Raw genomic sequence first — 25,839 nt, forward strand, 5'->3', positions numbered from 1 at the left:
CTGCGCAGAATGCAACGGGGCTTTTTTAATGCCAGCGCACAAACCGCCAGCGGTCTGCACGCCTTCTGGCGTGGGCTTAGTTGCCGCGATAGGTCGAGAAGCCGTAAGGGCTCAGCAGCAGCGGGATGTGGTAATGCGGCACCGTGCCGTCCACCGCAAAAATCACCGGCACTTCAGGGAAGAACGATGCCTGCTTGTGTGCGGTAAACCACTCGCCGGTCTTGAAGGTGACGCGGTAGTTGCCTTTTTCCAGCGTCTTGCCTTCCGGGTACAGCGCCGGAATGCGGCCTTGCTCGTTGGTCGTGCCGCTGTTCAGTTCAGCCCAGTTTTTGCCGTCCTGCTTTTCGAGCAGCACTTTGACGCCCGGCGAAGGCAGGCCGTCTTGCAGGTTCAGCACGTGAACGCTCAGCGGGTTGGTAGCAGCAAAAGCGATGGCTGAAGCGCCGCACAGGGCAATGCCGGCGCACAGGGATTTGAAAGTCATCATGGGGAAGTTTCCTTTTCGGGTGGGATTACGGGTTACGGATAAAGAACTTGGGCCTGTGCCCGGTCAAGGGGCGGTTGGCATGACTTGGGCAATCGCCTTGAGCGCGCAGCCTTCGTCTTGCGCCGCACCACCTGAGCCGCCTACGCCGATAGCACCGATCACGTCGTTGCCGACCTTCAACGGCACGCCGCCGCCAATCAAGAGCAGTGAATCGACGGTGTTGAGGTTTTGCGATTCGGGGTTGGCGCGGGCGTTGGCGGCCAGCAGGCGCGTGGGTGTCTTGGTCGACAAGGCGGTGAAGGCCTTGCGCTGAGCGGCTTCGGTGTTGTGCGGGCCGACGCTGTCGTCGCGCTGCACGGCAATCAGGTTGCCGCCCCGGTCGACCACCACGGCCACCGCCGAGCGGCCATCGGCGTGGCAGGCGGCCAGCGTGGCGTTGATCAGCTCATTCGCCATCGCCAGTGAAACGTTTTCCTGCTTCAACGTGACGGCCGGGGCGGCCCAGGCGCTGGACGCGGCGGCGGCGCACAGTGCCAGGCTGCTGAGGGCCAAAGCGGCGGTACGGGGGAAGAGTTGCATCGGGTTTCCTTGGGGTCAATTCAGGGACGCTGCTTGGAGCGAAGGCCTTGATGATGCAGCGCCGACCGCGTCAAAACGATGGCCCACAGATGACAACTTTGTCATGTACGCGTGCCCCGTTTGCGTTTAGTCTTGCCTGCAAGGAGACGACGCATGCGTATACTGGTGGTGGAAGACGAGGTCAAGGCGGCAGACTATTTGCGCAAGGGGCTGGGCGAGTCGGGCTACCTGGTCGAGGTGGCGCACAACGGGCTGGACGGCCAGTTTCTGGCGCAGGAAAGCGAGTTCGACCTGATCATCCTGGACGTGATGCTGCCCGGCATTGACGGCTGGCAGCTGCTGCAAATCATCCGGCGCAAGAGCCAGGTGCCGGTGCTGTTTTTGACGGCACGCGACGCGGTGCAAGACCGCGTCAAGGGGCTGGAGTTGGGTGCCGACGACTATCTGGTCAAGCCGTTTTCGTACGCCGAATTGCTGGCGCGCGTGCGCACACTGTTGCGCCGTGGCCCGCCGCGCGAGGCCGAGCAGTTTCAGGTGGCCGACTTGCAGCTCGACGTGCTGCGCCGGCGCGTGGCGCGCGGGACCGAGCGCATCGTGCTGACGAACAAGGAGTTTGCCCTGCTGCAGCTATTGATGGAGCGCACCGGCGAGGTGCTGTCGCGCGCGCAGATTGCCTCGCAGGTCTGGCAGATGAACTTTGACAGCGACACCAACGTGGTCGATGTGGCGATTCGCCGGCTGCGCGCCAAGGTCGATGATCCGTTCAGCCCGAAGCTGATCCACACCGTTCGCGGCATGGGCTACACGCTCGAAGCGCCGGAAGCATGACGGCGCGCATCACAGCGCTGTGGCCGCGTGCCCTCAGCCTGCGGCTGGCGCTGATGTTTGCGCTGGCCAGCGTACTGCTGCTGGGCGCGCTGGGGCTGTACCTGTACCAGTCGCTGGAACGCGAGATTGCCTGGCGCGACGACGTTTCGCTGGTCGGCCGCGTCGAGCGCATGGGCGTCTTGATTGGCGACAGCGACAGCATCGAGGCGCTGCGCCAGCGCCCGCAGCTCTACGCCAACATGCTGGGCAACCAGGGTGATTTGCTCTGGGTACTCGACGGCAACGGCCAGCCGCTGATCGAAATCAACCCGGCCCGTTTACCGGTGCCTTCGTTGCCGCCGGGGCCGGGCGTGCAGCTGCAGGATGGCGTGGGCGAGCCGTCGCGTCTGGCCTGGCTGCATGTACGCCAGGACGGCCGCGACCTGACACTGATTGCGGGCAAGCTGCTGGCCGAACGCAGCCAGATGCTCGCCGCCTACCGGCTGAAACTGTGGCTGGCGCTGGGTGCCGGCGCATTGCTGGCCTTTTTGCTCGGCTGGGCGGTCAGCCTGCGCGGCCTGCGCCCGGTGCGCACGCTGGCGGCGCGTGCGGCGTCTATTGATGTGCAGCATCTGCACCTGCGGCTCGACAGCGCGCAGCAGGTTATCGAGCTGCGCCAGCTCAGCGACGCGCTGAACCAGATGCTGGCGCGGCTGGAAGACGGCTTTGGCAGGCTGTCGCGCTTTTCAGAAGACCTGGCGCACGAGATGCGCACGCCGCTGAACAACCTGATGGGCCAGACCCAGTTCGCCCTGCAAAAACCGCGCAGCACTGAGGATTACGAGGCGCTGCTGGCGTCCAGCCAGGAAGAGTACGAGCGGCTGGCGCGAATGATCGACAACATGCTGTTTCTGGCGCGTGCCGAGCAGCCCGATGCGGTGCTGAACCGCGAACCCATCGCGCTACACGATGCCGTGGCGCAACTGGGCGATTACTTTGAAGGCATGGCCGAAGAGCGCGGCATCGTGCTGGTGAATGAAGCCGACGGCGCACTGGCGGCTGACCCGCAGTTGCTGCGCCGGGCACTTGCCAATTTGCTGGCCAACGCACTGCGCTACGGCAGCGCCGACAGCCCGGTGCGCATCGCCAGCCAGCGGCACGGCAGCTGGGTGGACATCAGCGTCACCAACCAGGGCGCGCCGATCGCGCTAGAGCACCTGCCGCGCCTGTTTGACCGCTTTTACCGCTGCGACCCGTCGCGCGCCGAGCCAGGCGACTCGGGCGGACTGGGGCTGGCCATCGTGCGTTCCATCATGCAGTTGCACGGCGGCGCGGTGCGCGTCGAAAGCAGCGCCACCGGGACCTGCTTTACCTTGCGCTTTCCGGTAGCGGATTAGCGCACATCAGCTCAGCACCACGCTGCTCAGGCGCCGGCGATACGTCGCCACCGTCGCGTCTTCCGGCGGAATCTGGCCGTCGGCGACCTTGGGCTTGGGCGTTTCAATGATGTCGAGAATGGCGATGTAGGTCTTGCGCGCCAGGCCGTCGTTCCACGCCTTGTCGCGCATCAGGATTTCGAGCAGTTCGTCGAGCGCATCGGTCCAGCGCTGGTCGGCCAGCAGCGAACGGGCTTGGTCAAAGCGGGCGTCGAAATCGCGCTTGTTGGCGGCGATTTTTTCATCAAACAGGGCGGATGCGCTTGCTGCATCGGCGTTGGTAGCTACAAAATCAAGAGCATCCATCCAGCGCTTGAGCGAATCAAAACGCCGTACCACCGCCGTCTGGGCAATCACCGGCGCAAACGCCACCTTGGCATCATCGTCACGGCCCAGGCTTAGGAGCTGCTTGACATAGTCGAAGCGGGCGGTTTCGTTGGCCGGGTCGGCGGCGACGGCGCTTTGCAGCCTTTCGAGCACGGCCTCAGGCGCAGTGTCCAGCACCACTTCTTCTTCGGGCGGCGCTGGTTCAGGGGCGGGCGGCAGGTGCTTGTCCAGAAATTCCTTGATCTTGCCTTCAGGCAGCGCGCCGGTGAAGCCGTCAACCGGCTGGCCGTTCACCACCAAAATGCAGGTCGGAACGCTTTGGATGCCAAAGGCGGCGCTGAGTTTTTCCTCGCGGATCGCATCGACCCGGACTAGCTTGAAGCTGCCGCCGTAAGCGGCTTCGAGCTGCTCCAGCAGCGGGCCAAGCAGCTCGCCGGGGTCGCCGCCGGGCGCCCAGAAGTCCACCAGCACGGGCGTGGTCATGGAAGCGGCAATGACTTCTTCCTGAAAATTGGCAATAGTGACGTCGATCATGAGGGGTTACCGATAAGAGGGTCAAAGAGGGGATCAAACAGTTGGCGGGTCGGCGCAGCCTGAAGCCGGCCGGGCGCCACCTTGGCAGCAGGCATGACGATAGCATGGGCGCGCGGCGGCGATGAACCCGCCGGGTATGCCTGCTTGCGTGCAGCCCCAGCCCGTAAAATCAGCGCTTTCCGGCGTACCGCCCCTTCAACATCAGGACGTGAACCCTCCCTTATGACGACGACAACAAACAATCCGGCAAGCCCTCTGGTGGGCGTGGTGATGGGCTCCAGCAGCGACTGGGACACGATGCAGCATGCCGTGCAAATCCTGCAGCACTTTGGCGTGGCGCATGACGCGCGCGTGGTGTCGGCCCACCGCATGCCCGACGATTTGTTCGCCTATGCCGAGTCAGCCGCCGGACGCGGGCTGCAGGCGATCATTGCAGGTGCCGGCGGCGCAGCGCATTTGCCGGGCATGCTGGCCGCCAAGACCCCCGTGCCGGTGCTCGGCGTGCCCGTCGCCAGCAAGCATTTGCAAGGCGTTGATTCATTGCACAGCATCGTGCAAATGCCCAAAGGCATTCCGGTCGCTACCTTTGCCATCGGCAACGCGGGCGCGGCCAATGCGGCGCTGTTTGCCGTCGCCATGCTGGCCCTGCATGACAAAACGCTGGCCGACAAGTTGCAGGCTTTTCGCGCTGAACAAACCGAAGCCGCCCGCGCCATGACGCTGCCGCCGCTATGACTACCTTGCCCATCTTCCCCGGTACGGTCGATGAAACCGGCCGACCCGCCACGCTCGGCGTGATGGGCGGCGGCCAGTTGGGCCGTATGTTCGTGCATGCCGCGCAGCGCCTGGGCTACTTCACCGCCGTGCTCGACCCGGACGCGCACAGCCCGGCTGGCCGCGTCAGCCACCACCACGTCAAGACCGCCTACACCGATGTGCAGGGGCTGTCGCAACTGGCCGGCCTGTGCGACGCCATCACCACTGAATTTGAAAACGTACCGGCCAGCGCGCTGCAAGCCTTGGCCGTGGCCCGTCCGGTCGCGCCCGGTGCGGCGGCGGTGGCGATTGCGCAAGACCGGATTCAGGAAAAATCGCATTTCATGGCCTCGGCCGGTGGGGCGGACGTGCGCTGCGCGCCGTATGCGGTCATTGAAACGCTGGCGCAACTCCAGGCCGTGCCCGACGACTTGCTGCCCGGCATCTTGAAAACCGCGCGCATGGGCTACGACGGCAAGGGCCAGCTGCGCGTCAAAAATGCCGCTGAACTGGCGGCCGCCTGGGCCGAACTCGACCAGACCGCCTGCGTGCTGGAGAAAATGCTGCCCTTGAGCGCCGAATGCTCGGTCATCGTGGCGCGCTCCTGGCAGGGCGACATCGTCAGTTTTCCGCCGCAGCTGAACCTGCATGTCGACGGCATTCTGGCCGTGACCGAGGTTTATGAAGGAAATATGCCTGTAGCGCTTGCTGCACGGGCGCAAGCAGCTGCGAAATCAATAGCAAATCACATCGGCTATGTCGGCGTGCTGTGCGTCGAATTCTTCGTGGTGGACGACGGCAGCGCAGACGGCGGGCTGGTCGTCAACGAGATGGCACCGCGCCCGCACAACAGCGGCCACTACACGCTAGACGCCTGCGACGTGTCGCAATTCGACTTGCAGGTGCATGCAATGGCCGGCTTGCCGCTGCCCACGCCGCGCCAGCATTCACCGGCCATCATGCTCAATTTGCTCGGCGATGTCTGGTTTGACGCCACCGGCCAGGCGCGCACGCCCGACTGGCAGGCGGTGCTGGCGTTGCCCGGCGCGCACCTTCACCTGTACGGCAAGCTTGATGCCCGACCGGGCCGCAAGATGGGCCACCTGACGCTCACCGGCGCCGACGTGGCCGGCGTGAAAGCCACCGCCCGCCAGGCCGCCGCGATTCTGGGCCTGCCGGGTTTTGAAAGCGACGAATGATTCTGCCCGGCACCGACCCGCAAGCCATTGAAGACGCCGCCCGCTGCATCCAGGCCGGCGGGCTGGTCGGCTTTCCGACCGAAACCGTCTACGGCCTGGGCGCTGATGCGTCCAGCGATGCCGCCGTCGCCGGCATTTTTGCCGCCAAAGGCCGGCCCGCGAACCATCCCTTGATTGTTCATGTGGCCGACGCGGCGCAGGTCAACGACTACGCCAGCAGCGTGCCACCCTTCGCTGAACGGCTGATGCAGGCGTTCTGGCCGGGCCCGCTGACGGTCATCCTGCCGCGCAAGGATGGCGTGGCGGCGGCAGCGGCCGGCGGGCAAAACTCCATCGGCCTGCGTTGCCCGGCGCATCCGGTCGCGCTGGCTTTTTTAAAGGCCTGCAACACCGGCGTGGCCGGCCCCAGCGCCAACCGCTTCGGCCGCGTCAGCCCAACCACTGCCGAGCATGTGGCCGGCGAGTTTGGCGACGACCTGCTGGTGTTAGAGGGCGGGCCGTGCGCAGTCGGCATTGAGTCCAGCATCGTCGATTGCACACGCGGCCAGCCGGTGCTGCTGCGCCCCGGCGTGCTGACCCGCGCGCAACTCGAAGCCGCCTGCGGCCAGCCGGTGCTGGACAAGGACGCTGTGCAAACCATCGGCAGCGCCCCGCGCGCGTCCGGCACGCTGGAATCGCACTACGCGCCGAATGCCAAGGTGCGCCTGATGGAGGCTAGCGCCATGCAAACCGCGCTCGACCTGCTCGGTGCAGACGCGGCCCACATCGCCGTCTATGCCCGCACCATTTTGCGCATCCAGTCCCCCAACGTGCTTTACCGCCGCATGCCCGACGACGCACTGGCCACCGCGCAGCAGCTGTTTTCGGTGCTGCGCAGTTTTGATGCGCAAGGTGCTCGGTTGATCTGGGTGGAAACCTTGCCCGTTGCTAGCGAATGGGACGGCGTGCGCGACCGGCTGGGGCGGGCTGCGGCGAGTTGAGGGTTTGGGTGTTGGCGTGATTGGCGTGATTGGCGTGATTGGCGAGTTTCGGCCAGGAGTGGACACTCGGATTGCACGCTCGACCTGACGCACGCCCGTTTGTTTTTTGCCCAATGGCACCGGCTTTGGCACCTTATCGTGGTGTGCAAGAGTTTGCTCCGACCCACCCTTCGACATCACCTTGCCTTAAACGGCGACAAACACAAGCAGTGCAAAAATTGGTGTTTTATACAATCCTGCGTCTATGAATCCATCCGTCGTCCATGCTGAATTAATCGCCACTTTCAAGAGGGCAGAAGTGGATGCTGCGCACAAGCTCGGGTTGATAAAAACGGTTGCAAAAAAGGGGCCCAAGGCTATTGAGGCGGCCATTGATACCGCTGCAAGCGCTGAAAAACGCAGGGATGCGTATGCAAAAAAGTTGAGCGCCCTGGGGATAGTCCTTGATGATTGAGCTGGCCTCACTACCTGCATAGGCACCTTCCATCTGGAAGCCAGGCAGCGCTATAGCGTGCCATGAAGGACGCCTATGGCGAGGCTGTTCTCGGCTAGAAGCAGCCATATTCGGTGCTGCGCAGTTTTGATGCGCAGGGCGTGCGATTGATCTGGGTGGAAACCTTGCCCAGTGATAGCGGGTGAGGTGGCGTCCGTGACCGGCTGGCTCTCAGTGATCGGCAGACGCCGCCTGCAAGTCATATCCCAGCCGTTTAGACAACCGGGCAGAGATATCTGCCAGTGCGGTTTTAATTTGCTCTTTGTTCGGCGTGGGCGTCCCGTCTATACGCGCAATATGCGGGATGTTGATGGCGGCAACGACTCGCTGACCCAACCCCCATACCGGGAATGCGATATTCGTCACGCCCTGGATCTGGATGCTCGGCATCATGGCGTAGCCGGTTTGCCGCACGGCCATCAACAGTGAAAACAACTGTCCCGGATCAATGTCAAGCTCTCCTTCGACCTTGATGTGATAGCTGAGCATGCGCGTGCGCGTCACTTCGTCCTGGTAGGCCAGCAGCACGTGGCCAGAAGAGGTGTCGCTCAAGCCCATCAGCACACCCACCTTCAGGCCGAACGACCAGCGTTCCGGGCTGTCGACCTGTGCAATCACGACCACCCGGCCATTTTGGTAAATCGTGAGGTGCGCCGATTGACGCGTGCGCTCGACAAGCTCTTGCAGCAAAGGATGCGCAGCGTCCACCAGCGACTTGATCGGCGGCTGTCGATGCGCCAGCGCAAACATCTTCAGCGTCAAGGTGTAGCGGTCGCTCGAATCGGCCTGGATGTAGCCACGGCGCTCCAGCGTAACCACCATGCGAAAAATCTCGTTGACATTGCGTTGCAGCACCTGGCTGAGCTCGTTGAGTGAGTACCCGTCGGCGCTCGCACTCAGGGCCTCAAGTATGTCCAGACCCTTGTCCAGCGCTGGCGCGGTATAGCGCGCGGTCGGGTCTGGCTCACTCGGGGTCTCTGATGGATTGGGCTCTGTGGTCATGGCGGAAGGGGGTTGCGTATTCATGAAGTTCAGCCGTCGCTGGCCTGTTGTCTGTGGCGATGATAACCGTGGCACTGCAAAAAACAGCGCTGAAAATCTCATAGATAAAAATCAAATTTATAAATAAAAACAAAAGACAAAGGGAAAACCCTATTTTTTCTATAGAAAAACTCATACATACTTCGTTTAATTGTGAAAAAAGAGCATCTTTTTAAAAGAAATTTGTTTTTACATACGAAATCAAATAATGAGGTTGGATTGCGGTTCTGGGTGGATGTCTGGGCAAATGGTTGCTTGTTGACGCTCTCTGATTCGCCTCCTGCCGCTTTGGGGCCGGCGCCCCGTCATGTCACTACTGGAGAAGAAATGGCTGGTCGTTTAGCAGGAAAAACAGCATTGGTCACGGCCGCTGCCCAAGGCATTGGCCGTGCAACGGCAGAGTTATTTGCGCGTGAGGGCGCCACCGTCATCGCTACTGACATCAACCAGGAGTTGTTGTCGAGCTTGCAGGGTTGCCAGGTTTTCAAACTTGATGTCACGCGAAGCGACGACATTGCGGCACTGGCGGCGAAGGTCGGCGCCATTGACGTTCTGTTCAACTGCGCGGGTTATGTTCACGATGGAAACATCCTTAACTGTGATCGCCAGGCCTGGGATTTTTCCTTTGCGCTCAACGTGACGGCAAGCTATGAGATGGCGCGCGCATTCTTGCCCGGCATGCTGGCGCGTGGTCAGGGCTCCATCATCAACATGGCGTCGGCCGCGTCCAGCGTCAAAGGCGTGCCAAATCGTTTTGTGTATGGCGCCACCAAGGCGGCCGTGATCGGCATGACCAAAGCCATCGCCGCAGATTTCGTGGCCCAGGGCATACGTTGCAATGCCATTTGCCCGGGCACTGTCGAGTCTCCTTCGCTGCAGGCGCGGATTGCCTCGCAAGCCGGCAAATACGAAAAATCCATTGATCAGGTGCGGGCCGACTTCGTGGCGCGCCAACCCATAGGCCGGGTGGGTCGGGCCGAGGAAATCGCTTTGCTGGCCTTGTACCTGGCGTCAGACGAGTCTGCCTTTACCACCGGCACCGCACAAATCATCGACGGCGGCTGGTCCAACTGAGTTCACCCCGTTCCCCACTAAAGGATAAGTATGAAATTACTACGTTACGGCCCGGTTGGCCACGAAAAACCCGCCATTCTTGACGCGCAGAACGCGGTTCGCGACCTGTCCGGCGTGATCAGTGACATCACGGCAGAACAGCTGTCGCCGCAAGGGCTTGAAGCCTTGCGAAAAATAGACCTGACAACGCTGCCGGTAGTGGCGCAACCCGGACGGATTGGCACGCCCTATGCCGGTGTCGGCAAGTTCATCTGTGTCGGCTTGAACTACAGCGACCATGCGGCTGAAACCGGCGCTGCAGTGCCAGCTGAACCCATTTTGTTCAACAAATGGTCTCGTCCCACCGGCCCCAACGACACACTGGTCATTCCCCAGAATTCGTTGAAAACCGACTGGGAAGTGGAGCTGGGTGTGGTGATTGGCAAGAAGGCGCGTTATGTGCCGCTGGAAACCGCGCTGGAGCATGTTGCGGGTTACTGCGTGATCAACGATGTGTCTGAGCGCGAGTACCAGATTGAGCGTGGCGGTACCTGGGACAAGGGCAAGGGCTGCGATACCTTCGGCCCCATCGGCCCTTGGCTGGTCACGTCGGATGAAGTTGCCGACCCGCAAAAGCTCGGCATGTGGCTTGATGTCAATGGCAAACGTTTTCAAAACGGCAGTACGCAAACCATGATTTTCAATGTGGCGTACCTGATTCACTACATCAGCCAGTTCACGACGCTCTATCCGGGCGACCTGATCTCGACCGGCACGCCGCCCGGGGTTGGACTTGGCCAAAAGCCCCCGGTCTACCTCAAGGACGGTGATGTTGTGCGCCTGGGCATTGAGGGCTTGGGTGAGCAGATGCAGCAGGCCCGCGCCTGGGATGCCGCCTTGCTGGATTGACGATGCCAAGGCCGTGCGTCTTTGCGCATGGCCATCCGGTTCTTTTTTCTACCCTGCATTCTCCACACAACCTTTGAATTGCCATGAGCTACGCCTTCGAGTTTGATACGGTGTTTCACGCCTGGCCCTTGCTGCTGGAGGGCACGCTGCAGACGATTAAGCTGTCTTTCTCAGCGATGGTGATTGGCCTGGCGATTGCCGTGGTGTGCGCATGGGGGAAAACGCATGGCGGGCGGCCGGTCAAGTGGGTGATCAATGCCTATATAGAGCTGATCCGCAATACGCCGTTTCTGATCCAGCTGTTCTTCTTCTTTTTTGCGCTGCCCAGCATTGGCGTGCAATGGTCACCGACCACGGCAGCGCTGGTGGCAATGTTCGTTAATCTGGGTGCGTTTTCTGCCGAGATTATTCGCGCCGGTATCGAGTCGATTCCCAAAGGGCAGGTGGAAGCCGGGCTGGCGCTCAATCTCAAGCCGCATCAGATATTCCTTTTTGTGGTTCTCAAGCCCGCCTTGAAAACGATCTTTCCGGCGCTCTCCAGTCAATTTATTTTGTTGATGCTGACCTCCAGCATCGTGTCCGCCATTTCAGCCGATGACCTGACATCGGTTGCCGCCAGTCTGCAGTCCGAAACATTCAGGAGTTTCGAGATCTACATCGTGGTCACGACCATCTATTTCGCCTTGTCGATGATGTTCATTGGTCTGTTCAAGCTCTGCTACCAGCGCTTTCTTTACTATCCGGGCAGCAAGTAATGCGTGACTTTTCGCTTTCTGACGTCTGGCTGATTGTTGAGGCCGCCCGCTGGACACTGGCGCTGTCTTTGATCGCCCTGCTGGGCGGTGGCATTGGCGGGCTGATTGTGGCGCTTTGCCGCACTTGCGACAACACTGCATTGCGCACGCTGGCGCGCAGCTTCATCTTGCTGTTCCAGGGCACGCCGCTGCTGCTTCAGCTGTTTCTGATCTTCTTCGGTTTGCCGGTGATGGGACTGGACGTGAGTCCGTGGATTGCGGCCGGTATGGCGCTGGTATTGAACACCAGTGCATTTTTTGGCGAAATCTGGCGTGGCTGCATCGAAGCCGTTCCGCAGGGCCAGACCGAGGCCAGCAAAGCGCTGAATCTGAGTTATGTCAACCGCTTCCGGTATGTGATCTTGCCGCAGGCATTCCGGATTGCCGTCGCCCCAACCGTCGGCTTCATGGTGCAGATCATCAAGGGCACCTCACTGACCGCGATCATCGGCTTTGCGGAATTGACCCGAACGGCCCAAGTGGTGAACAACGCCACGTTTGCACCGATGGAGGTTTTTGGCCTGGTTGCCGTTATCTACTTTTTCTTGTGCTGGCCGCTGTCCAGATGGGCCGATCACTTGGAGGCACGCTTGAAACTATCAGGCCGGTAGCCAAGGTTTTTTATTAAAAGAACCGGTACACATCAAGCCGGCTTACACATTGACTCGGGACGCCCGATAACCCAAGGAAACAACATGCGATCCAATACCCTGAAAACAAAGCTCTACACCTCTGCCCTGGCATTGCTGGGCGCCAGCGCCCTGATGGCGGCGTCCGTCGCACACGCCGAGGATTACCTGGCCACGATCAAGCAACGCGGAACGATCAAGGTGGGCATTGTGGTTGACTTCCCCCCTTACGGCGTGACCGACAGCAATAACCAGCCCGATGGCTACGATGCCGATGTCGCCAAACTGCTGGCCAAACAACTCGGTGTCAAGCTCGAACTGATCCCGGTGACCGGCCCCAACCGGATTCCTTACTTGCTGACCGACAAGACCGATGTGCTGGTCGCTTCTTTGGCCATCACGCCTGAGCGTGAAAAACAGGTGCAGTTTTCCAACCCTTATTCTGCCGCCGGCATGGTTCTGCTCGGGCCCAACAAGGTCAGCATCTCTTCGGCAGAAGATTTGAAGAACTACAAGATTGGTGTGCCGCGTGCCAGTACGACGGACATGGGCGTGACGAAAATCGCCCCTGCCGGCACCAACATTCGGCGCTTTGACGACGACGCATCGGCGCTGCAGGCCATGATGGCCGGTCAGGTTGACCTGGCGGGCACATCAACTGCCATTGCTTCCCAAGCGCAAAAAAGAGCACCCGGCCGGTTCGAGATCAAATACAAGATCAATGAGCAGCTGATGGGCATCACGATGCGCAAAGACCGGCCCGAACTGCTGGCTGCCATGAATGGCTTTATTGCCACCAACGTGGCCAACGGCCAGCTCAATCAGCTGTTTGAAAAGTGGATCGGCACGCCACTGCCTGACACCGTCAAAAAGCCGGCCAAATAAACCAGTGCCAGATTTTTTTACAGCCTTTTCGTGAGCGTGTTGTGCAATGACCAATGACAGTCCAATGATTCAGTTCAGCCAGGTCGAGAAATGGTATGGCGATTTCAAGGTTCTGACCGACATCAATCTGTCAGTCAGAACTGGCGAGCGCATTGTCATTTGCGGGCCATCAGGGTCCGGAAAATCAACGCTGATCCGCTGCATCAACGGGCTGGAATCGATCCAGCGCGGGCGCATTGACGTGAATGGCATTGAGCTGAGCGGCTCTGCGCACCAAGTGGGGCAGGTCAGGCAGCATGTTGGCATGGTGTTTCAGCAGTTCAACCTGTTTCCTCACCTGACGATTTTGCAAAACTGCACCTTGTCGCCCATGCGCTCATTGAAACTCAGCCAGGCTGAGGCGGAAGCCACCGCCATGGATTATTTGCGGCGTGTGCGTATTCCCGATCAGGCCAACAAGTACCCCAGCCAGTTGTCGGGCGGCCAGCAACAAAGGGTGGCTATCGCACGTGCTTTGTGCATGAAACCACAGATCATGTTGTTTGACGAACCCACTTCGGCGTTGGATCCAGAAATGGTCAAGGAAGTGCTCGATACCATGATTTCGCTGGCTGAAGACGGCATGACGATGTTGTGCGTCACGCACGAAATGGGATTTGCCCGCAGTGTTGCAGACCGCGTGATCTTTATGGCGCAAGGCGAAATCCTTGAGCAAGCGCCTCCCGAAGAGTTTTTCAAAAACCCGAAGCATGAGATCACCCGTAATTTTCTCGGGCAAATCCTCAATCACTAGGTGACGCTACAGCGCAATCCGGTTTGACGGGTAACCACAGAATATGAGAAATCAAGCATTTTGCTATTTTATTAATAGCTGAAAACGCATATGCAGTATGCGCAATCGGCCTTTTTTATTCAAAAGTAGTCGTTTTTGGGTCTAACGCGTGCGCTTTAGAAGCCGTCCTGCCCCCTGAACAGCGCTATGTGCTAAAGCGCTGGACACAAGTGCTGCCTGAGGCACGCGATCATTTCAACGGCGGGCCACCGCGCCGAATAGGCCGGCTGGCAGCTTGAGCCCTGTCAGGCGGCAGCTTTCAAGCCTTTGTGCCAATGAAGGATTCCACTCCTGCAGGCCAACGCCCAGGCATTTCAGGCCGGCTTCGAGCCGGGTCCATTCGTGCGCAAAGGCCGGCGGCTGTTCATCGGTCGGCAGGGCTGCAATGCGCGCCAGGACTTGCGGCCCCAGGTAGTCGCGGGCGACCGGTTGCCAGTCCAACTCCTGCGGCAGCCGCAGGATGTCGATACCTACGGGGCCGCATCGGTGAATCGCGGCCACCGAGAGGCCGGCTTCATGGCTGACCGACAAGCCGATGCCAATGCCGTGGCGGGGCAGGTCGACGCGAATCGCCTGTCCAGGCCGGGAGGCCAGCACAATCGATTCTGGCGTGCAGTCCAGTTGCAGTCCCAGCACCTCGCGCACTGCTGTGCGTAACTGTAGACGCGCCACATGGCGCAGCGGGCTGTCGGGCGTGGCAACGCTGATCACGACCAAGTCCGGCGCGGTGCCGGCCAACGCCGTCATCAGTGGCCGCGATTCTGGCCAGCCATGAACGGCGACTTGCGTCTGGTCTATCGCTGGCAGCCTCAAACCCGCGCCGGCGCTGCCGGGCAGCCGCGCCAGGCTGTCGCCGCCGGGATGAATTCGCCCTTCATCACCAGCGTCAGCGCGCCCAGCTTGGCGTTGTCGCCCACCACGGCGCTGTACAGCACGGCGCTGCGCGGCCCCATGTAGACGCGGCGGCCGATGGTGACGTGGTCGATCTTCATGATGCGGTCTTCGAACAGGTGGGTTTGCGGGCAGGCCAGGGCGTTGAGTTCGCTGTAGTCGCCAATCGTCACACAGTCGAATTCGGTGATGTCGGTGGTGTCCAGGTACACGCCGCGCCCGATGCGGCTGCCCAGCAGGTTCAGCGCGACCGGCAGCCACGGCGTGCCGCGCAGGTAGCGCATGAAATTCGGCACGGCAATGCCTTCGTACAGGTTGGTCACGGCTTCGGACAGCCAGACAAACGGCGTCCACATCGGCACGCTGCATTTTTGGTAACGCCGCAGCAGCAGCCACTTGAGCACCGCCACAAAAACGAAGGTACCCACGCCGTACGCCAAGCCGGCCAGCGTCAGGTCAAGCACCACTTCGCCCCAGCGCCCGTCAGCCGCCAACGGCATCACGTCGAGCACGATGGTGTAGCCGACGGCAATGACAAACGCATGCGGCGCGACGATGCGAAAGGCTTCGACCGCACCGCGTCCGATGCGGCGCAGCACCGACGGCCTGAAGGTCAGGTGTTCGGCAAACCCGCGCACTTCTTCACGCGCCGGCAGGTTGATGGGCGGCGAGCCGAGCCAGGTGTCGCCGTTGCGCATCGCGTCGTTGCCAGGCACGGTCGAATGCACGCCGATCAGCACGTTTTCGGGCAGCGTCGTGCCGTCGGGAATATAAGCGCCGTTGCCGACAAAGCTGCGCCGCGAAATCACCGTCGGCTTCATCGTCATCCAGCCGCCGTCGATCTTTTCGTCGCCCAGCATCACCGCGTCGGCAATGAAGGTGTCTTCGCCCAGCGTCAGCATGTCGGGCACCAGGCCCAGCGCGGTCGATATCTCAGCGCCCCGGCCCACTTTGGCACCCAGCAGCCGGTACCAAAACGGCGCATACACCGTGGCATACACGCCATGCAGCACGCTCAAAGAGCATTCCTGAATCTGGTTGACCAGCCATTTGGCGCAGTATTTGTTGCTGTGTACCGGCCAGCTGCCCGGCTTCATGCGCGGCAGCACGCCCCAGCGGATTGCCGCCGAAAGCAGGGCGGTGAGAACAATCAGCACCGCCGTGGCCGGAAAGGCCAGCATGAAATACCTGGCCAGCTGCAACGGAATCTCGCGGGTGGGCATGGGGCCGAAGTTGTCAGTGTTGTCGATCCAGTCGATCAGCATGAAGCTGGGAAACACCGGCAAAAAGAACAGCGTCGTGATCAGCAGCGCACCACACAGGAAAAACACGGCCTCAGTGGCGCTTCGGAGCCGGGTGACCGGCAGCCGCGCAGGGTTGCTTGCCTTGTCGAACGCGCCCACATCGCGCGCTGGCGAGCCGCTCCAGGTGCGGTCGGCTGGCACGGTCATGCCGTCGCTCAGCGCGGTTTGCCCTTCCAGGTGGCCGAAAGCGCCAATCGCCGTATTGCCTTCCAGAACGACATACGAGCCGACACCGGCATCCGCGCCGATGGCGATGGCGCCCAGGCGCAACTCGCCGTGCTCGACGCGCGCGTTCTCGAAATTGACGGCGTTGCCAATGCTGGCCCTGTCGCCAATTACCAACAAATCGGGCGCGCGCAGGGTGACTGAGCCAATCACCACTTCACTGCCGATTTTTGCGCCCAGAGCGCGCAGCCACCACGCATAGAGCGACGAGCCATTGAGCATGTAAGTCGGCGCGGACTCGATCAGCCGGTCGGCCAGCCACCAGCGGTAATACGTCAGGCCCCACAGCGGGTAGCGGCCCGGCTTCAAGCGTCCGGCGACCAGCCATTTGCCGACAATCGCCAGCACGAAGCCCAGCAGCGTGGCCAGCAGGTAAGCGCCCGTTGCGGCGGCAATCGCCAGCTTCAGCGAGTCGCCCGGATCGCCCGTGAAGAAGTGATAAGCAAAAAATGGCGCCAGCCACTGGCTCATGTGCAGCGTCACCAGCACCGGAATGGCGGCGGCCTGAGCCGCGCCGCAACGCCAGCGCTTCCAGGCCGACGGCGGCGTCCAGCGGGTATCGACCGGCGGCGGCGCATCATGCGTTTGCGCCAGCGCTTCGGCAATGCGCCCGACGGTGCGGTTTTGGTAAATGTCGCGCACCGTGACATGCGCAAAACGCGCATCGGCGCGCAACGCGGACGCCAGGCGCGCCGCAAACAGCGAATGGCCGCCCAGGTCGGAAAAGAAGTCCGCGCTGCGGCGAATCGCTTGGCCGGGAAACAGCTTTGACAAGGCGTCGAATAGCGCTTGTTCAGCCGGGTTCTCGGGCGCGTCGGAATCGGCGGCATCGCGTGCCACCAGCGCCAGCGGACGCGCCTTCAAGTCCTTGCGGTCAATCTTGCCCGACGTGAGGCGCGGCATTTCCGTCAGCATTTCAAAGTGGCCGGGCACCATGTACGGCGGCAGCACGGCGCTGAGTGCAGCGCGCAGCACGGTGTTGGACAGCGTCTGGCCGCTTTCCGCGACGAGGAAGGCAATCAGCTGGTCGATGCCGTCTTCAGGGCGCAGCACCACGGCCACCGTGCCCACGCCGGGCTGTTTGGCCAGCACGGCTTCGATCTCGCCCAGTTCAACCCGAAAGCCGCGAATCTTCACCTGGTCGTCGGTGCGGCCCAGGCACTGCACGCAGCCGTCCGGGTCGATGCGGGCCAGGTCGCCGGTGCGGTAGAGGCGCGTTTGCTCGGCGCTGCTGGCCCACGGGTTGGGCAGGAATTTCTCGGCACTCAGGTCGGGGCGGCCCAGATAACCCGCCGCCACGCCGGGGCCGGTGATGCACAGCTCACCAACGTCGCCGCGCGGCAGCAGCTTCAAGCCGTTTTCAATGTCGGTGCTGATGACCAGCAAGCCGTAGTTGGGCAGCGGCCGGCCAATCGTCACCGGCTCGCCCGGATGCAATTCGGCCAGGCTGGCCGACACGGTGGCTTCGGTCGGGCCGTAGGTGTTGAACACTTGGCGTCCGGGCCGTGCCCAGCGCGCCACCAGCGACTGCGGACACATTTCGCCGCCCAGGTTGATCAGCCGCAGGCTGGTCACGTCCTGGGTAAACAGCGCCAGCAGCGTCGGCACTGCGTGCAGCACGGTGATGCGGTTTTCTTCCAGCGCACGCGGCAGCGCTTCGGGGTCAGACGCTAGTTCCTTGGGGGCAAGCCACAGCGCGGCACCGGCCAAATAGCTGACCCAGATTTCCTCGAACGACATGTCAAAGGCGACTGAAAAGCCCTGGTACACGCGGTCGGTGTCCGTAATGCCGAGCAGGGCGTTTTCGCTGCGCAGAAAGTGGCAGATGCTGCCCTGGCTGATTTCAATGCCTTTGGGCTTGCCGGTCGAACCCGAGGTATAGATGACATACGCCGGGTCAGACGGCTTGACGCCCTGACGCCGGAGCAATGGCACCCCACCGGGGACTGACAGCGCTTCGGCAGTCCACACCGTGCGGCCGCAATTCTCCAAGCGCGGCGCAAAGCTGGCGCAGCTGACAATGCCGGGCGCGTTCGCATCGTCCAGGCACACGGCAATACGTTCGACCGGCGTATCGGCATCAAACGGCAGCCAGGCCGCGCCGGTCTTGGCAATCGCCGCCTGCATCACCAGCAGGTCAATGCCGCGCGGCAGCCACAAGCCGACGATTTGCCCAGGGCGCACGCCGGCTTCGATCAGGCTGGATGCGACCTGGTCGGCCTGCGCATCAAGCTCGCGGTAGGTCAGTTGCCGCTCACCGAAGATCAACGCCAGATGGTCGGGAATGCGGGTGGCCGTCGCCTCCAGCAGGTCGGCCAGCACTTCAGTGCGAATCAGGTCGGGCCGAACGGGCCCCAGCAAAATGTCCGGATTTAGAGCGGGATCGTCGGCGGGAAGAAGGTGAATCGGAGAGAGATCGGCGGCGTCGAGAAGTGAGGGTGTGGTCATTGCGGGGCTTGGTAGTGCCCGATTTTGACAGATAGACTGTTTTCTGAACGAAGTTTTATGGGGATAAATCCTCTTCAGCGCAAGCGGCTCTGGCCAGCCCGGCTGAAGGCAATAACGGGCCGGATCGCCAACCGGCCCGTGCGTTCATCAGTTCAGCGCAGTGCGCACATTGTCTTTGTAGACATACAGCGTGACGGCGGGTTTGGTCAGCTCGCCATTGGCGGTGAAGGCGATGTTAGCGGTGACGCCCTTGAACTGCGTTTTGCCGATAAAAGGCGTGTAGGTCTTCGGGTCAACCGAGTTGGCGCGCTTCATGGCGTCGACCAGCACAAAGGTCGCGTCATAGGCGTACGGGCTGTAGATCTGGAACTGGCCGGGGAACTTGGCGTCGTACTTTTTCTTCCATTCGGTGCCGCCCTGCATTTTCTGGATTGATGCGCCGCCGGTGGCGCAGGTCACGTTTTTGATCGATGCGGCCTTGCTCGACAGCTCGGGCAGCTTTTCAGTGCACAGCGCATCGCCGCCGAAGAACTTCACATCGGTCAGGCCGAGTTGCGCCAGCTGGCGCAGCATCGGGCCAGCCTGCGCGTCCAGTCCGCCAAAGAACACCGCATCGGGCTTTTTGGCCTTGATGCCGGTCAGGATGGCCATGAAGTCGGTGGCTTTGTCGGTGGTGAATTCCTCTGCCACCACCTCGATGCCTTTTTCCTTGGCGGTGGCCTTGAACACATCGGCCAGGCCCTGGCCGTAGGCGGTGCGGTCGTCAATCACGGCGACCTTCTTGATTTTCAGGGTGTCATGGGCGTAGATGGCCAGCGCTGCGCCGAGCGCGTTGTCGTTGGCAATCAGGCGATACGTGGTTTTGTAGCCGGGCTTGGTCAGGTCGGGGTTGGAGGCCGACGCGGTGATGTTGGGAATGCCGCATTTGTTGTAGACCGTCGCGGCCGGGATGGATGTGCCCGATTGCAGATGGCCGACCACGCCGGCGACCTTGGCGTCGCACAGCTTTTGCGCCACGGCGGTGGCCTGGCGCGGGTCGCCCGCGTCGTCTTCGGCCACCAGCTCGAACTTGATCTTCTTGCCGCCAATCACCAGGTTCTGCGCATTGAGCTCGCCCAAGGCCAGGCTGACGCCGTTTTCAGTGTCCTTGCCGATATGGGCAATGCCGCCGGACGTGGGGCCGGCATGGGCAATCTTGACGGTTTGCACCTCCTGGGCGTGGGTCATCGGGGCGGCCAAGCACAGGGCGGCAGCAGCAAGGGCGATACGGGAACGGGCGGTCAGGCAAAAGGCGGGCATGTCAAATCTTTCTGTCAAAAGAAAAATTATAGGACGCCGGGTTGGGCCCTTTTGCTGGGGCCAGCGCAAGGCCAGTTCGTGTCCAATCAGCGCATGAACCCTACCGAACCCCACGACGCCACCGACCACCGCCTGACCGAGCTGGAGATCAAGGCCAGCTTCAACGAAGACCTGCTTGACCAGCTGAACCAGGTCGTCATCCGCCAGCAGCAGCAAATCGACGCGTTGCTGCGCGAAGTCGAGCGGTTGCGCCAGCAAATGCCCGAAGCCAGCAGCGGCGTGTTCAGCCGGGCCGGCGACGACCTGCCGCCGCATTATTGAGCGCGCTGCAGGCTGTTTTTTGGAAGTTTAATGACCAAAAATGGCGATTGCGCAGGCTGCATAAGCGCAAGCAGCTATTAATAAAATAGCAATCAAGGCGCTGGGCTGCCAGTATGTAAAAGGTTGAAACATCCATATACCATCCACTTGGATGGTTTTAAGATAGCGGCATGCCACCAAGAACCGCCAACACCGTCGCCGTCAGCAAACCGGCTGACGAAAAAATCACCATCAACCTGGGCTATGTCGATCTGGGCCAGATTGACTTGCTGGTGCAGGAAGGCTTTTACGCCAACCGCACCGACCTGATCCGCACCGCCATCCGCAACCAGCTCGTCAACCATGCCGAAGTGGTCAAGCAGGTGGTGGCGCGCAAGACGCTGGTGCTGGGCATCCAGCATTTCACCGCCGACGACCTGCGCGCTGTGCAGGCGTCGGGCGAAGCCTTGCAGATCCGTGTGCTGGGCTTGGCCACCATCGCCCTTGACGTCACCCCCGAGCTCGCCCTGGCCGCCATTGATTCGGTGGTGGTGCTGGGCGCGCTGCACGCCAGCCCGGCTGTAAAGGCGGCGTTGGCCGGCCGCATCCGCTGATATTTCAACCTGTTCCCTGAATCCACCCGTTCCCAGAAGGAAAACACCATGAACGCCAACCTTGAACGCATCCTCTCCGAAGCCTCGCGCATGGCGCAAGGCGCCATGCAAAAAGCCCTGGCGTCAGCCAGCCAGCACGCCGACAGCGGCGGTGAAAATCCATTGCAACGGCTGGCCGCTGGCGCTAAAAATACCGCCAGCCCGATGAACAACCCGGCCTTCCAGAATTCGATGGCCGAAGCCACGCGGCTGATGCAAACCGGCAACCTGCAGGCCGCCACCGCAGCCATCCAGGCCGCACTCGGCGGCGCTGCGATGCCGGCCAGCGCGGCTGACGACCCGAACGTCATCGACGTGGAAGCGCATGAAGTCGGCCGCGCAGCGCCAGCGCAAAAACCCGCTGAGCCGACCGTCAAGCCCGGCCCGGCGGGCCAGTTCATCAGCGGCAGCCACACCGAGGGCACGGCCGGCAGCCGCGAGTACAAGCTCTACATTCCGCCAGCGTCCTTCACCGAGCCATTGCCGCTGGTGGTGATGCTGCACGGTTGCACGCAAAACCCGGACGACTTTGCCGCCGGCACGGGCATGAACGAAGCGGCCTTGAAGCGCGGGTTTTACGTGCTTTACCCGGCGCAGACGCAGCACGCCAATTCGTCGCGCTGCTGGAACTGGTTCAAGCACAACCACCAAAAGCGCGGCCGGGGCGAGCCGGCATTGCTGGCGGGCATGACGCGTGACGTGATGAAACGCTACAACATCGACCCCCAGCGCGTCTATGTGGCCGGCCTGTCGGCAGGCGGCGCGATGGCGGCCATTTTGGGCGACGCTTACCCCGACCTGTTTGCCGCCGTCGGTGTGCATTCGGGCCTGGCGACTGGGTCGGCGACCAATGTGCAGACCGCGCTCAGCGTGATGCAGACCGGCGCGCCGCCCAGCACCCGCACCACGGCCAGCCCGCCGACCATCGTCTTTCACGGCGACAAGGACGCGACCGTGAACCCGGTCAATGGCGAGCAGGTGCTGGCGGCCAGCGCCGGTGCCCACACGCCCGAAACCAAGAGCGCCAAGAGCGCCAATGGCCGCGACTACACCCAGCGCAGCTACAAAGACGCCAGCGGCCATGTGGTGGCGGAACACTGGGCCGTGCATGGCGCGGGCCACGCTTGGTCGGGCGGCAGCGCGCGCGGTTCATACACCGACGGCACCGGCCCGGATGCGTCTGAAGAAATGCTGCGTTTCTTCCTGGCGAACACGCTGCGCAAGGCGCATTGAGCTGGCGCTGAAGCGTCTGAGGTTTCCCGCAAAAAAGCGCCGTTCGCCACAAGCGAGCGGCGCTTTTTTGCCTTTTGCCGTCAGATGGCTGCCACGCCAGACGGTGATTGCCGCCTTATAGAATTACGCCCCTGCCATTACCTATCGGTTTGCCCTGCCATGAACATCACCGTCAACGAAGAACTGCTTGCCTACATCGACCCGCTGACACCGGAAGAAAACGAAGCGCTGGAGCGCAGCCTGCTGGCCGAGGGTTGCCGCGACGCGCTCGTCCTGTGGGGCGAGGTGCTAGTCGATGGCCATAACCGCCACCGCATTTGCACGCAGCACGGCATTCCTTTCAACACTGTGCAAAACACGCGCTTCACCTCGATTGACGACGTGCATTTATGGATGATCGAGCAGCATTTGGGCCGACGCAGCGTGTCAGACTTTCAGCGCGGTGTGCTGGCCCTGCGCCGCAAGGACATCCTGACCGCGCGGCTGCAGCCGGCGACTGCCGAAGCGTCTGGCTCTGAAGCGCCCCCTGTGCCGGGCAAACCCGAGCCGGTGCCGACGATGGGTGCCATCGCCAAGTCGGCGCGCATCAGCAACGCCACCATCAACCAGATTGAAAAAATCCAGAAATCCGCCGCGCCCGAACTGGTCGCGGCGGTGAAATCGGGCACGATCTCGATCAACGCGGCGGCGACTGTGGCGTCGTTGCCGGTCGAGGCACAGGTGGCAGCGGTGGCCGGCGGCAAGAAAGAGCTGCAGCAAGCCGCCCGGCAAGTGCGCGAAAGCCAGGCCGTCGCCCGCACCGAACCCGAAACGCCCGAAGGCGTGATTGCCCGGCTGCGCCAGACCATCACCGAACTCAGCGCCGAGAATGCCGCGCTCAAGGCCAGGCTGGCTGAACTGACCTTCTGAGCGTCTGTTTTTATCCGCAGTTTCTAGGGCAAATCCGCTCAGGCTGGCGGCGCGGGCGCGCTGCGTTCATGTCACCGACTCCATCATCCGGCCCAACGTGAAATAGAAGGTCGCGCCTTCGTTTGGCTGGCTTTGCGCCCAGACGCGGCCGCCGTGGCGTTCAATGATGCGTTTCACGGTGGCCAGTCCGATGCCTGAGCCCGAGAATTCTCCGGGCGAATGCAGGCGCTCGAACGTGCCGAAAAGCTTGTGGGCGAAGGCCATGTCAAACCCCGCGCCGTTGTCCCGGACAAAAAAGACCGTGTCGCCGTCAGCGTCCAGATGGCTGCCGACTTCAATGCGTGCCAAGGGCTGTCTGGAGGTAAATTTCCAGGCGTTGCCGATCAGGTTGTGCATAACGGCGGACAACAGGCGCGAATCACCGCAGGCGCTCAGGCCGTCCTGAATATGCACTTCTGCCTGGCTCTTGCGTTCCGGTTCCTGCTCAAGGCAGTCACGCACGCTTTCCCTGGCCGTGGCCGACAGGTTTACCGGCTCGCACTTGAACTGTTCACGCGACAAATGCGCCAGCGTCAGCAGGCCGTCGATCAACTCGCCCATCTGCTTGGCCGCTGCAATGATGCGGCTCAGGTAGTGGTGGCCTTTGGGGCTGATGCGGTCGCCCTCGGACTTGATCAGCAGGTGGCTGAAAGCGTGAATGGTATTGAGCGGCGAGCGCAGGTCATGCGAGACCGAATACGAAAAAGAGGCCAGCTCCGTGTTGGCCACCTTCATCTGCGACGTGCGCAGTTGCACCCGTTCTTCGAGCGCGCTGTTGAGGCTGATGATTTCTTCGCGCTGGCGCTTGCGTTCGGTGATGTCGCGCTGCACAGACACCCAGTGGGTGAAGGTTCCGGCTTCGTCGGTCAGGGGCGCAATATCAATTTCAAGCCACAGCTCGTCACCGCCTTTGGTGTAGCTGATGACTTCTGCGCGCACCGGCTCCCAGTTTTTCAGGGCGGCCTGTATCCGTGCCAGGCCTTCGCCCTGGGATTTGGGGCCAAACAGAAGCTTTGGCGTGTTGCCGATGGCTTCTGCGCGGCTGTAACCGGTGTAGCGCTCGAACGCATCGTTGACAAAAACAATCTCCGGAACCCGCCCGTTGAGGGGTTTGGCGCTGGTGATGATCACAATGTCGTTCAGCCGCGACACGGCAGTTTCCAGCAGGCGCAGTTGCGCCTGGTCCAGGTGCCGCTGGGTGACATTCTGGAAGTAGATGGCAACCCCGGTATCGCTGGGGTAGACGTGAATCTCAAACCAGGTATTCAAGGACGGATACAAGGTTTCAAAGTGAATGGTGCGCTGCTCCAGCGCCGCTTTGCGGTATTCAAGCTCCATGGGGGTGCCGACGATCTCGGGAAATTCCTGCCAGATGTTTTTCCCCAGAATGTCTTCGCGGCGGCGCTGGATCATGGTCTCTGCCTGACCGTTCACAAAGGTGAAGTTCCAGTCCGTGTCCAGCAGACAAAAACCGTCCGTGATGGTTTTCAGCGTGGTGACCAGCCGCACTTCCAGCGCCTGCATGCGTTCTTCGGCTGCCTTTTGTTCTGAAATGTCCTGAAAGGCGCCCTGAAGGCGGATGATTTGCCCGTCTGCATCACGCACCGCCTCGCCAATCGAACGCACCCAGATGCGCCTGCCCTTGGCGGTCATCTTGGGCAGCACAAACTCGTAAGGCGTTCCGTCTTGCGCGCAAGCCTCTACATACCGGGCCACCATTGCCTGGTGCTCGGGTAAAAAGTAGTTGATTCCTTCTTCCAGACTCGGCTGGTAGCCCGGTGGCAAGTCGTGAATCAGGCAGTTTTCATCAGACCAGGTCAAGATTTTCTCGGGCATCTCAATCGTCCAGCCGCCCAGGTGCGCCACCTTGCCGGCGATCCGGATGATGGAGAGACTTTTCTCTTGCAGCGCCGCAGCTTGCTTGAGGTCGTCAATATCGGTAAAAGTACCCAGCCATTGCGACTTCTGGCCGTTGGCATCGGTAAGCGGCAATGCGCGGCTCAGCATCCAGCGGTAAACGCCATCCGCCCGGCGGATGCGGTGCTCGACTTCATAGACATCGCCGCGCTGCGACGCCTGTTCGCGGTGTCTGGAGACCGCCAGGCTGTCTTCTTGGTGAAGCAAACGCGTCCAGCCGTGGCCCAGGCTTTCGTCCAGCGCCAGGCCGGAGTAGGCGGTCCAGCCCTGGTTGAAATAGGTGTGCTGACCGTCGGCTTGCATCACCCAGGCGATTTGCGGCATGGCGTCGGCCACTTGGTGAAGGGCGTGCGACGGCGGGGCGAATGCAGGGGCGTCTTGGGCCGATTCCTTTGAAACGTCAGCGTCTGGCCCAGCGGGTTCTCTGGCCGGGTCAAGCCGCCGCAGGGGGGCAAGGATGAATTTTTCGCTGGCCCAGCGGGCCATTAACAAGCCCAATGCCGCCAGCGCCAAAATCAGCATGATTGACTGCCCCAGAGGGCGCTGCGCTGATAACGTGACGGCATCACGGGACAGGCGCAAGCCGGCATCGGCAGGCAGACCCGCGTCAGGCGCACGGACAGCCGTTTCGGTAGCTTTTTGCGAACCAGGCGCTGCTTGCATTGCGCTGGCCAGCAAGGGAGGCTCAGCGTCCTGCAGCGCTTTTTGCGGGCCCGGCAGCGCGGTAAAGATGACGAATGCCAGCAAGGGCAGCATCCCGAGCAGCGCCATGAAAAGCAGGCGTGATCGCAGTCCGGTCAAAAAAGTTTGCAGCTCAAGGGACTTCATGACAGTGCACTTTCAAGTAGACCGATATTTCTGCCCAGGCCGAAAAGCCTGC

General features: G+C 61.7%; 24 protein-coding genes. 16 read left to right on the forward strand and 8 right to left on the reverse strand.

Annotated elements, in window-relative coordinates; translation table 11 throughout:
• Positions 1 to 76 precede the first annotated feature (76 nt).
• Both uraH and RCH06_RS13350 read right to left on the reverse strand, forming a co-directional pair.
• The gene (uraH, locus tag RCH06_RS13345) at positions 77 to 487 is read right to left on the reverse strand and encodes a hydroxyisourate hydrolase (protein WP_327081955.1); all 411 of its coding nucleotides are present in this window, start codon (positions 485 to 487) and stop codon (positions 77 to 79) included.
• Between the two features lie 63 nt (positions 488 to 550).
• Positions 551 to 1,066, reverse strand: a complete 516-nt coding sequence (locus tag RCH06_RS13350; protein ID WP_327081956.1) for a GlcG/HbpS family heme-binding protein — start codon at positions 1,064 to 1,066, stop codon at positions 551 to 553.
• A 153-nt stretch (positions 1,067 to 1,219) separates the two neighbouring features.
• Here RCH06_RS13350 and RCH06_RS13355 point away from each other — a divergent pair, with 153 nt between their 5' ends.
• Together RCH06_RS13355 and RCH06_RS13360 are read left to right on the forward strand one after the other, a co-directional pair.
• On the forward strand, positions 1,220 to 1,894 hold the full coding sequence (locus RCH06_RS13355) for a heavy metal response regulator transcription factor (RefSeq protein WP_327081957.1): 675 nt from the start codon (positions 1,220 to 1,222) through the stop codon (positions 1,892 to 1,894).
• Positions 1,891 to 3,270, forward strand: coding sequence for a heavy metal sensor histidine kinase (locus tag RCH06_RS13360; protein WP_327081958.1), 1,380 nt, complete (start codon positions 1,891 to 1,893; stop codon positions 3,268 to 3,270). Before RCH06_RS13355 ends, RCH06_RS13360 begins: the two co-directional genes overlap by 4 nt.
• 6 nt (positions 3,271 to 3,276) lie before the next feature.
• On the opposite strand, the gene RCH06_RS13365 is transcribed toward RCH06_RS13360, so the two are convergent.
• On the reverse strand, positions 3,277 to 4,170 hold the full coding sequence (locus RCH06_RS13365; protein WP_327081959.1) for a tetratricopeptide repeat protein: 894 nt from the start codon (positions 4,168 to 4,170) through the stop codon (positions 3,277 to 3,279).
• A 222-nt stretch (positions 4,171 to 4,392) separates the two neighbouring features.
• Between RCH06_RS13365 and purE the strand changes: the two genes are divergently transcribed.
• From purE to RCH06_RS13385, 4 genes are all read left to right on the forward strand, one after another.
• Positions 4,393 to 4,905 (forward strand): 5-(carboxyamino)imidazole ribonucleotide mutase, encoded by a 513-nt coding sequence (gene purE / locus RCH06_RS13370; RefSeq protein WP_327081960.1) that lies wholly within the window; start codon positions 4,393 to 4,395, stop codon positions 4,903 to 4,905.
• Positions 4,902 to 6,125: a 5-(carboxyamino)imidazole ribonucleotide synthase gene (locus RCH06_RS13375; RefSeq protein WP_327081961.1), complete on the forward strand. Its 1,224-nt coding sequence runs from the start codon at positions 4,902 to 4,904 to the stop codon at positions 6,123 to 6,125. Before purE ends, RCH06_RS13375 begins: the two co-directional genes overlap by 4 nt.
• Positions 6,122 to 7,105, forward strand: a complete 984-nt coding sequence (locus tag RCH06_RS13380; RefSeq protein ID WP_327081962.1) for an L-threonylcarbamoyladenylate synthase — start codon at positions 6,122 to 6,124, stop codon at positions 7,103 to 7,105. The genes RCH06_RS13375 and RCH06_RS13380 overlap by 4 nt, the downstream gene beginning before the upstream one ends.
• A 244-nt stretch (positions 7,106 to 7,349) precedes the next feature.
• Positions 7,350 to 7,559 (forward strand): hypothetical protein, encoded by a 210-nt coding sequence (locus tag RCH06_RS13385; protein WP_327081963.1) that lies wholly within the window; start codon positions 7,350 to 7,352, stop codon positions 7,557 to 7,559.
• A gap of 210 nt (positions 7,560 to 7,769) precedes the next feature.
• Here the strand turns inward: RCH06_RS13385 and RCH06_RS13390 are convergent, their stop codons facing one another.
• Positions 7,770 to 8,600, reverse strand: a complete 831-nt coding sequence (locus tag RCH06_RS13390) for an IclR family transcriptional regulator (RefSeq protein WP_327081964.1) — start codon at positions 8,598 to 8,600, stop codon at positions 7,770 to 7,772.
• Positions 8,601 to 8,966: 366 nt separating this feature from the next.
• Between RCH06_RS13390 and RCH06_RS13395 the strand changes: the two genes are divergently transcribed.
• The 6 genes from RCH06_RS13395 to RCH06_RS13420 all read left to right on the forward strand — a co-directional run bounded on the left by RCH06_RS13395 (position 8,967) and on the right by RCH06_RS13420 (position 13,702).
• Positions 8,967 to 9,713 carry an SDR family oxidoreductase gene (locus RCH06_RS13395; protein ID WP_327081965.1) on the forward strand — a complete coding sequence of 249 codons (747 nt, stop codon included), beginning with the start codon at positions 8,967 to 8,969 and terminating at the stop codon, positions 9,711 to 9,713.
• 30 nt (positions 9,714 to 9,743) lie between these two features.
• Positions 9,744 to 10,601, forward strand: a complete 858-nt coding sequence (locus tag RCH06_RS13400; protein ID WP_327081966.1) for a fumarylacetoacetate hydrolase family protein — start codon at positions 9,744 to 9,746, stop codon at positions 10,599 to 10,601.
• Positions 10,602 to 10,684: 83 nt separating this feature from the next.
• Positions 10,685 to 11,356, forward strand: a complete 672-nt coding sequence (locus RCH06_RS13405; protein ID WP_327081967.1) for an amino acid ABC transporter permease — start codon at positions 10,685 to 10,687, stop codon at positions 11,354 to 11,356.
• Positions 11,356 to 12,006, forward strand: a complete 651-nt coding sequence (locus RCH06_RS13410; RefSeq protein WP_327081968.1) for an amino acid ABC transporter permease — start codon at positions 11,356 to 11,358, stop codon at positions 12,004 to 12,006. The genes RCH06_RS13405 and RCH06_RS13410 overlap by 1 nt, the downstream gene beginning before the upstream one ends.
• 84 nt (positions 12,007 to 12,090) lie before the next feature.
• The gene (locus tag RCH06_RS13415; RefSeq protein WP_327081969.1) at positions 12,091 to 12,909 is read left to right on the forward strand and encodes a transporter substrate-binding domain-containing protein; all 819 of its coding nucleotides are present in this window, start codon (positions 12,091 to 12,093) and stop codon (positions 12,907 to 12,909) included.
• A gap of 64 nt (positions 12,910 to 12,973) precedes the next feature.
• Positions 12,974 to 13,702 carry an amino acid ABC transporter ATP-binding protein gene (locus RCH06_RS13420; protein ID WP_442799655.1) on the forward strand — a complete coding sequence of 243 codons (729 nt, stop codon included), beginning with the start codon at positions 12,974 to 12,976 and terminating at the stop codon, positions 13,700 to 13,702.
• 234 nt (positions 13,703 to 13,936) lie between these two features.
• Here RCH06_RS13420 and RCH06_RS13425 read toward each other — a convergent pair whose 3' ends face one another.
• The 3 genes from RCH06_RS13425 to RCH06_RS13435 all read right to left on the reverse strand — a co-directional run bounded on the left by RCH06_RS13425 (position 13,937) and on the right by RCH06_RS13435 (position 19,836).
• Entirely contained in the window at positions 13,937 to 14,488 is a 552-nt protein-coding gene (locus RCH06_RS13425; RefSeq protein WP_327081971.1) for a 4'-phosphopantetheinyl transferase family protein, read from the reverse strand.
• 62 nt (positions 14,489 to 14,550) lie between these two features.
• Positions 14,551 to 18,609 carry a Pls/PosA family non-ribosomal peptide synthetase gene (locus RCH06_RS13430; RefSeq protein WP_327081972.1) on the reverse strand — a complete coding sequence of 1,353 codons (4,059 nt, stop codon included), beginning with the start codon at positions 18,607 to 18,609 and terminating at the stop codon, positions 14,551 to 14,553.
• A 147-nt stretch (positions 18,610 to 18,756) separates the two neighbouring features.
• The gene (locus RCH06_RS13435) at positions 18,757 to 19,836 is read right to left on the reverse strand and encodes a branched-chain amino acid ABC transporter substrate-binding protein (RefSeq protein ID WP_327081991.1); all 1,080 of its coding nucleotides are present in this window, start codon (positions 19,834 to 19,836) and stop codon (positions 18,757 to 18,759) included.
• Positions 19,837 to 20,001: 165 nt separating this feature from the next.
• Here RCH06_RS13435 and RCH06_RS13440 point away from each other — a divergent pair, with 165 nt between their 5' ends.
• From RCH06_RS13440 to RCH06_RS13455, 4 genes are all read left to right on the forward strand, one after another.
• Complete coding sequence (locus RCH06_RS13440) at positions 20,002 to 20,229, forward strand: SlyX family protein (protein ID WP_327081973.1); 228 nt, start codon at positions 20,002 to 20,004, stop codon at positions 20,227 to 20,229.
• Positions 20,230 to 20,399: 170 nt separating this feature from the next.
• The gene (locus RCH06_RS13445) at positions 20,400 to 20,822 is read left to right on the forward strand and encodes a CopG family transcriptional regulator (RefSeq protein ID WP_327081974.1); all 423 of its coding nucleotides are present in this window, start codon (positions 20,400 to 20,402) and stop codon (positions 20,820 to 20,822) included.
• Between the two features lie 48 nt (positions 20,823 to 20,870).
• The gene (locus RCH06_RS13450; RefSeq protein WP_327081975.1) at positions 20,871 to 22,094 is read left to right on the forward strand and encodes an extracellular catalytic domain type 1 short-chain-length polyhydroxyalkanoate depolymerase; all 1,224 of its coding nucleotides are present in this window, start codon (positions 20,871 to 20,873) and stop codon (positions 22,092 to 22,094) included.
• Between the two features lie 159 nt (positions 22,095 to 22,253).
• A complete protein-coding gene (locus RCH06_RS13455) occupies positions 22,254 to 23,003 on the forward strand; it encodes a hypothetical protein (protein ID WP_327081976.1) in 750 nt (249 codons plus the stop codon).
• A gap of 66 nt (positions 23,004 to 23,069) precedes the next feature.
• On the opposite strand, the gene RCH06_RS13460 is transcribed toward RCH06_RS13455, so the two are convergent.
• The gene (locus RCH06_RS13460; protein WP_327081977.1) at positions 23,070 to 25,787 is read right to left on the reverse strand and encodes a PAS domain-containing sensor histidine kinase; all 2,718 of its coding nucleotides are present in this window, start codon (positions 25,785 to 25,787) and stop codon (positions 23,070 to 23,072) included.
• Between the last annotated feature and the right edge of the window lie 52 nt (positions 25,788 to 25,839).

It is taken from the genome of Polaromonas sp. CG_9.5, assembly GCF_035984465.1.
GTDB lineage: Bacteria > Pseudomonadota > Gammaproteobacteria > Burkholderiales > Burkholderiaceae_C > Polaromonas.

Excerpts from the sequence above, each read along its gene's own strand:
- uraH (WP_327081955.1), bottom strand. The coding sequence starts at position 487 with ATGATGACTTTCAAATCCCTGTGCGCCGGCATTGCCCTGTGCGGCGCT.
- RCH06_RS13350 (WP_327081956.1), bottom strand. The coding sequence starts at position 1,066 with ATGCAACTCTTCCCCCGTACCGCCGCTTTGGCCCTCAGCAGCCTGGCA.
- RCH06_RS13355 (WP_327081957.1), top strand. The coding sequence starts at position 1,220 with ATGCGTATACTGGTGGTGGAAGACGAGGTCAAGGCGGCAGACTATTTG.
- RCH06_RS13360 (WP_327081958.1), top strand. The coding sequence starts at position 1,891 with ATGACGGCGCGCATCACAGCGCTGTGGCCGCGTGCCCTCAGCCTGCGG.
- RCH06_RS13365 (WP_327081959.1), bottom strand. The coding sequence starts at position 4,170 with ATGATCGACGTCACTATTGCCAATTTTCAGGAAGAAGTCATTGCCGCT.
- purE (WP_327081960.1), top strand. The coding sequence starts at position 4,393 with ATGACGACGACAACAAACAATCCGGCAAGCCCTCTGGTGGGCGTGGTG.
- RCH06_RS13375 (WP_327081961.1), top strand. The coding sequence starts at position 4,902 with ATGACTACCTTGCCCATCTTCCCCGGTACGGTCGATGAAACCGGCCGA.
- RCH06_RS13380 (WP_327081962.1), top strand. The coding sequence starts at position 6,122 with ATGATTCTGCCCGGCACCGACCCGCAAGCCATTGAAGACGCCGCCCGC.
- RCH06_RS13385 (WP_327081963.1), top strand. The coding sequence starts at position 7,350 with ATGAATCCATCCGTCGTCCATGCTGAATTAATCGCCACTTTCAAGAGG.
- RCH06_RS13390 (WP_327081964.1), bottom strand. The coding sequence starts at position 8,600 with ATGACCACAGAGCCCAATCCATCAGAGACCCCGAGTGAGCCAGACCCG.
- RCH06_RS13395 (WP_327081965.1), top strand. The coding sequence starts at position 8,967 with ATGGCTGGTCGTTTAGCAGGAAAAACAGCATTGGTCACGGCCGCTGCC.
- RCH06_RS13400 (WP_327081966.1), top strand. The coding sequence starts at position 9,744 with ATGAAATTACTACGTTACGGCCCGGTTGGCCACGAAAAACCCGCCATT.
- RCH06_RS13405 (WP_327081967.1), top strand. The coding sequence starts at position 10,685 with ATGAGCTACGCCTTCGAGTTTGATACGGTGTTTCACGCCTGGCCCTTG.
- RCH06_RS13410 (WP_327081968.1), top strand. The coding sequence starts at position 11,356 with ATGCGTGACTTTTCGCTTTCTGACGTCTGGCTGATTGTTGAGGCCGCC.
- RCH06_RS13415 (WP_327081969.1), top strand. The coding sequence starts at position 12,091 with ATGCGATCCAATACCCTGAAAACAAAGCTCTACACCTCTGCCCTGGCA.
- RCH06_RS13420 (WP_442799655.1), top strand. The coding sequence starts at position 12,974 with ATGATTCAGTTCAGCCAGGTCGAGAAATGGTATGGCGATTTCAAGGTT.
- RCH06_RS13425 (WP_327081971.1), bottom strand. The coding sequence starts at position 14,488 with ATGACGGCGTTGGCCGGCACCGCGCCGGACTTGGTCGTGATCAGCGTT.
- RCH06_RS13430 (WP_327081972.1), bottom strand. The coding sequence starts at position 18,609 with ATGACCACACCCTCACTTCTCGACGCCGCCGATCTCTCTCCGATTCAC.
- RCH06_RS13435 (WP_327081991.1), bottom strand. The coding sequence starts at position 19,836 with ATGACCCACGCCCAGGAGGTGCAAACCGTCAAGATTGCCCATGCCGGC.
- RCH06_RS13440 (WP_327081973.1), top strand. The coding sequence starts at position 20,002 with ATGAACCCTACCGAACCCCACGACGCCACCGACCACCGCCTGACCGAG.
- RCH06_RS13445 (WP_327081974.1), top strand. The coding sequence starts at position 20,400 with ATGCCACCAAGAACCGCCAACACCGTCGCCGTCAGCAAACCGGCTGAC.
- RCH06_RS13450 (WP_327081975.1), top strand. The coding sequence starts at position 20,871 with ATGAACGCCAACCTTGAACGCATCCTCTCCGAAGCCTCGCGCATGGCG.
- RCH06_RS13455 (WP_327081976.1), top strand. The coding sequence starts at position 22,254 with ATGAACATCACCGTCAACGAAGAACTGCTTGCCTACATCGACCCGCTG.
- RCH06_RS13460 (WP_327081977.1), bottom strand. The coding sequence starts at position 25,787 with ATGAAGTCCCTTGAGCTGCAAACTTTTTTGACCGGACTGCGATCACGC.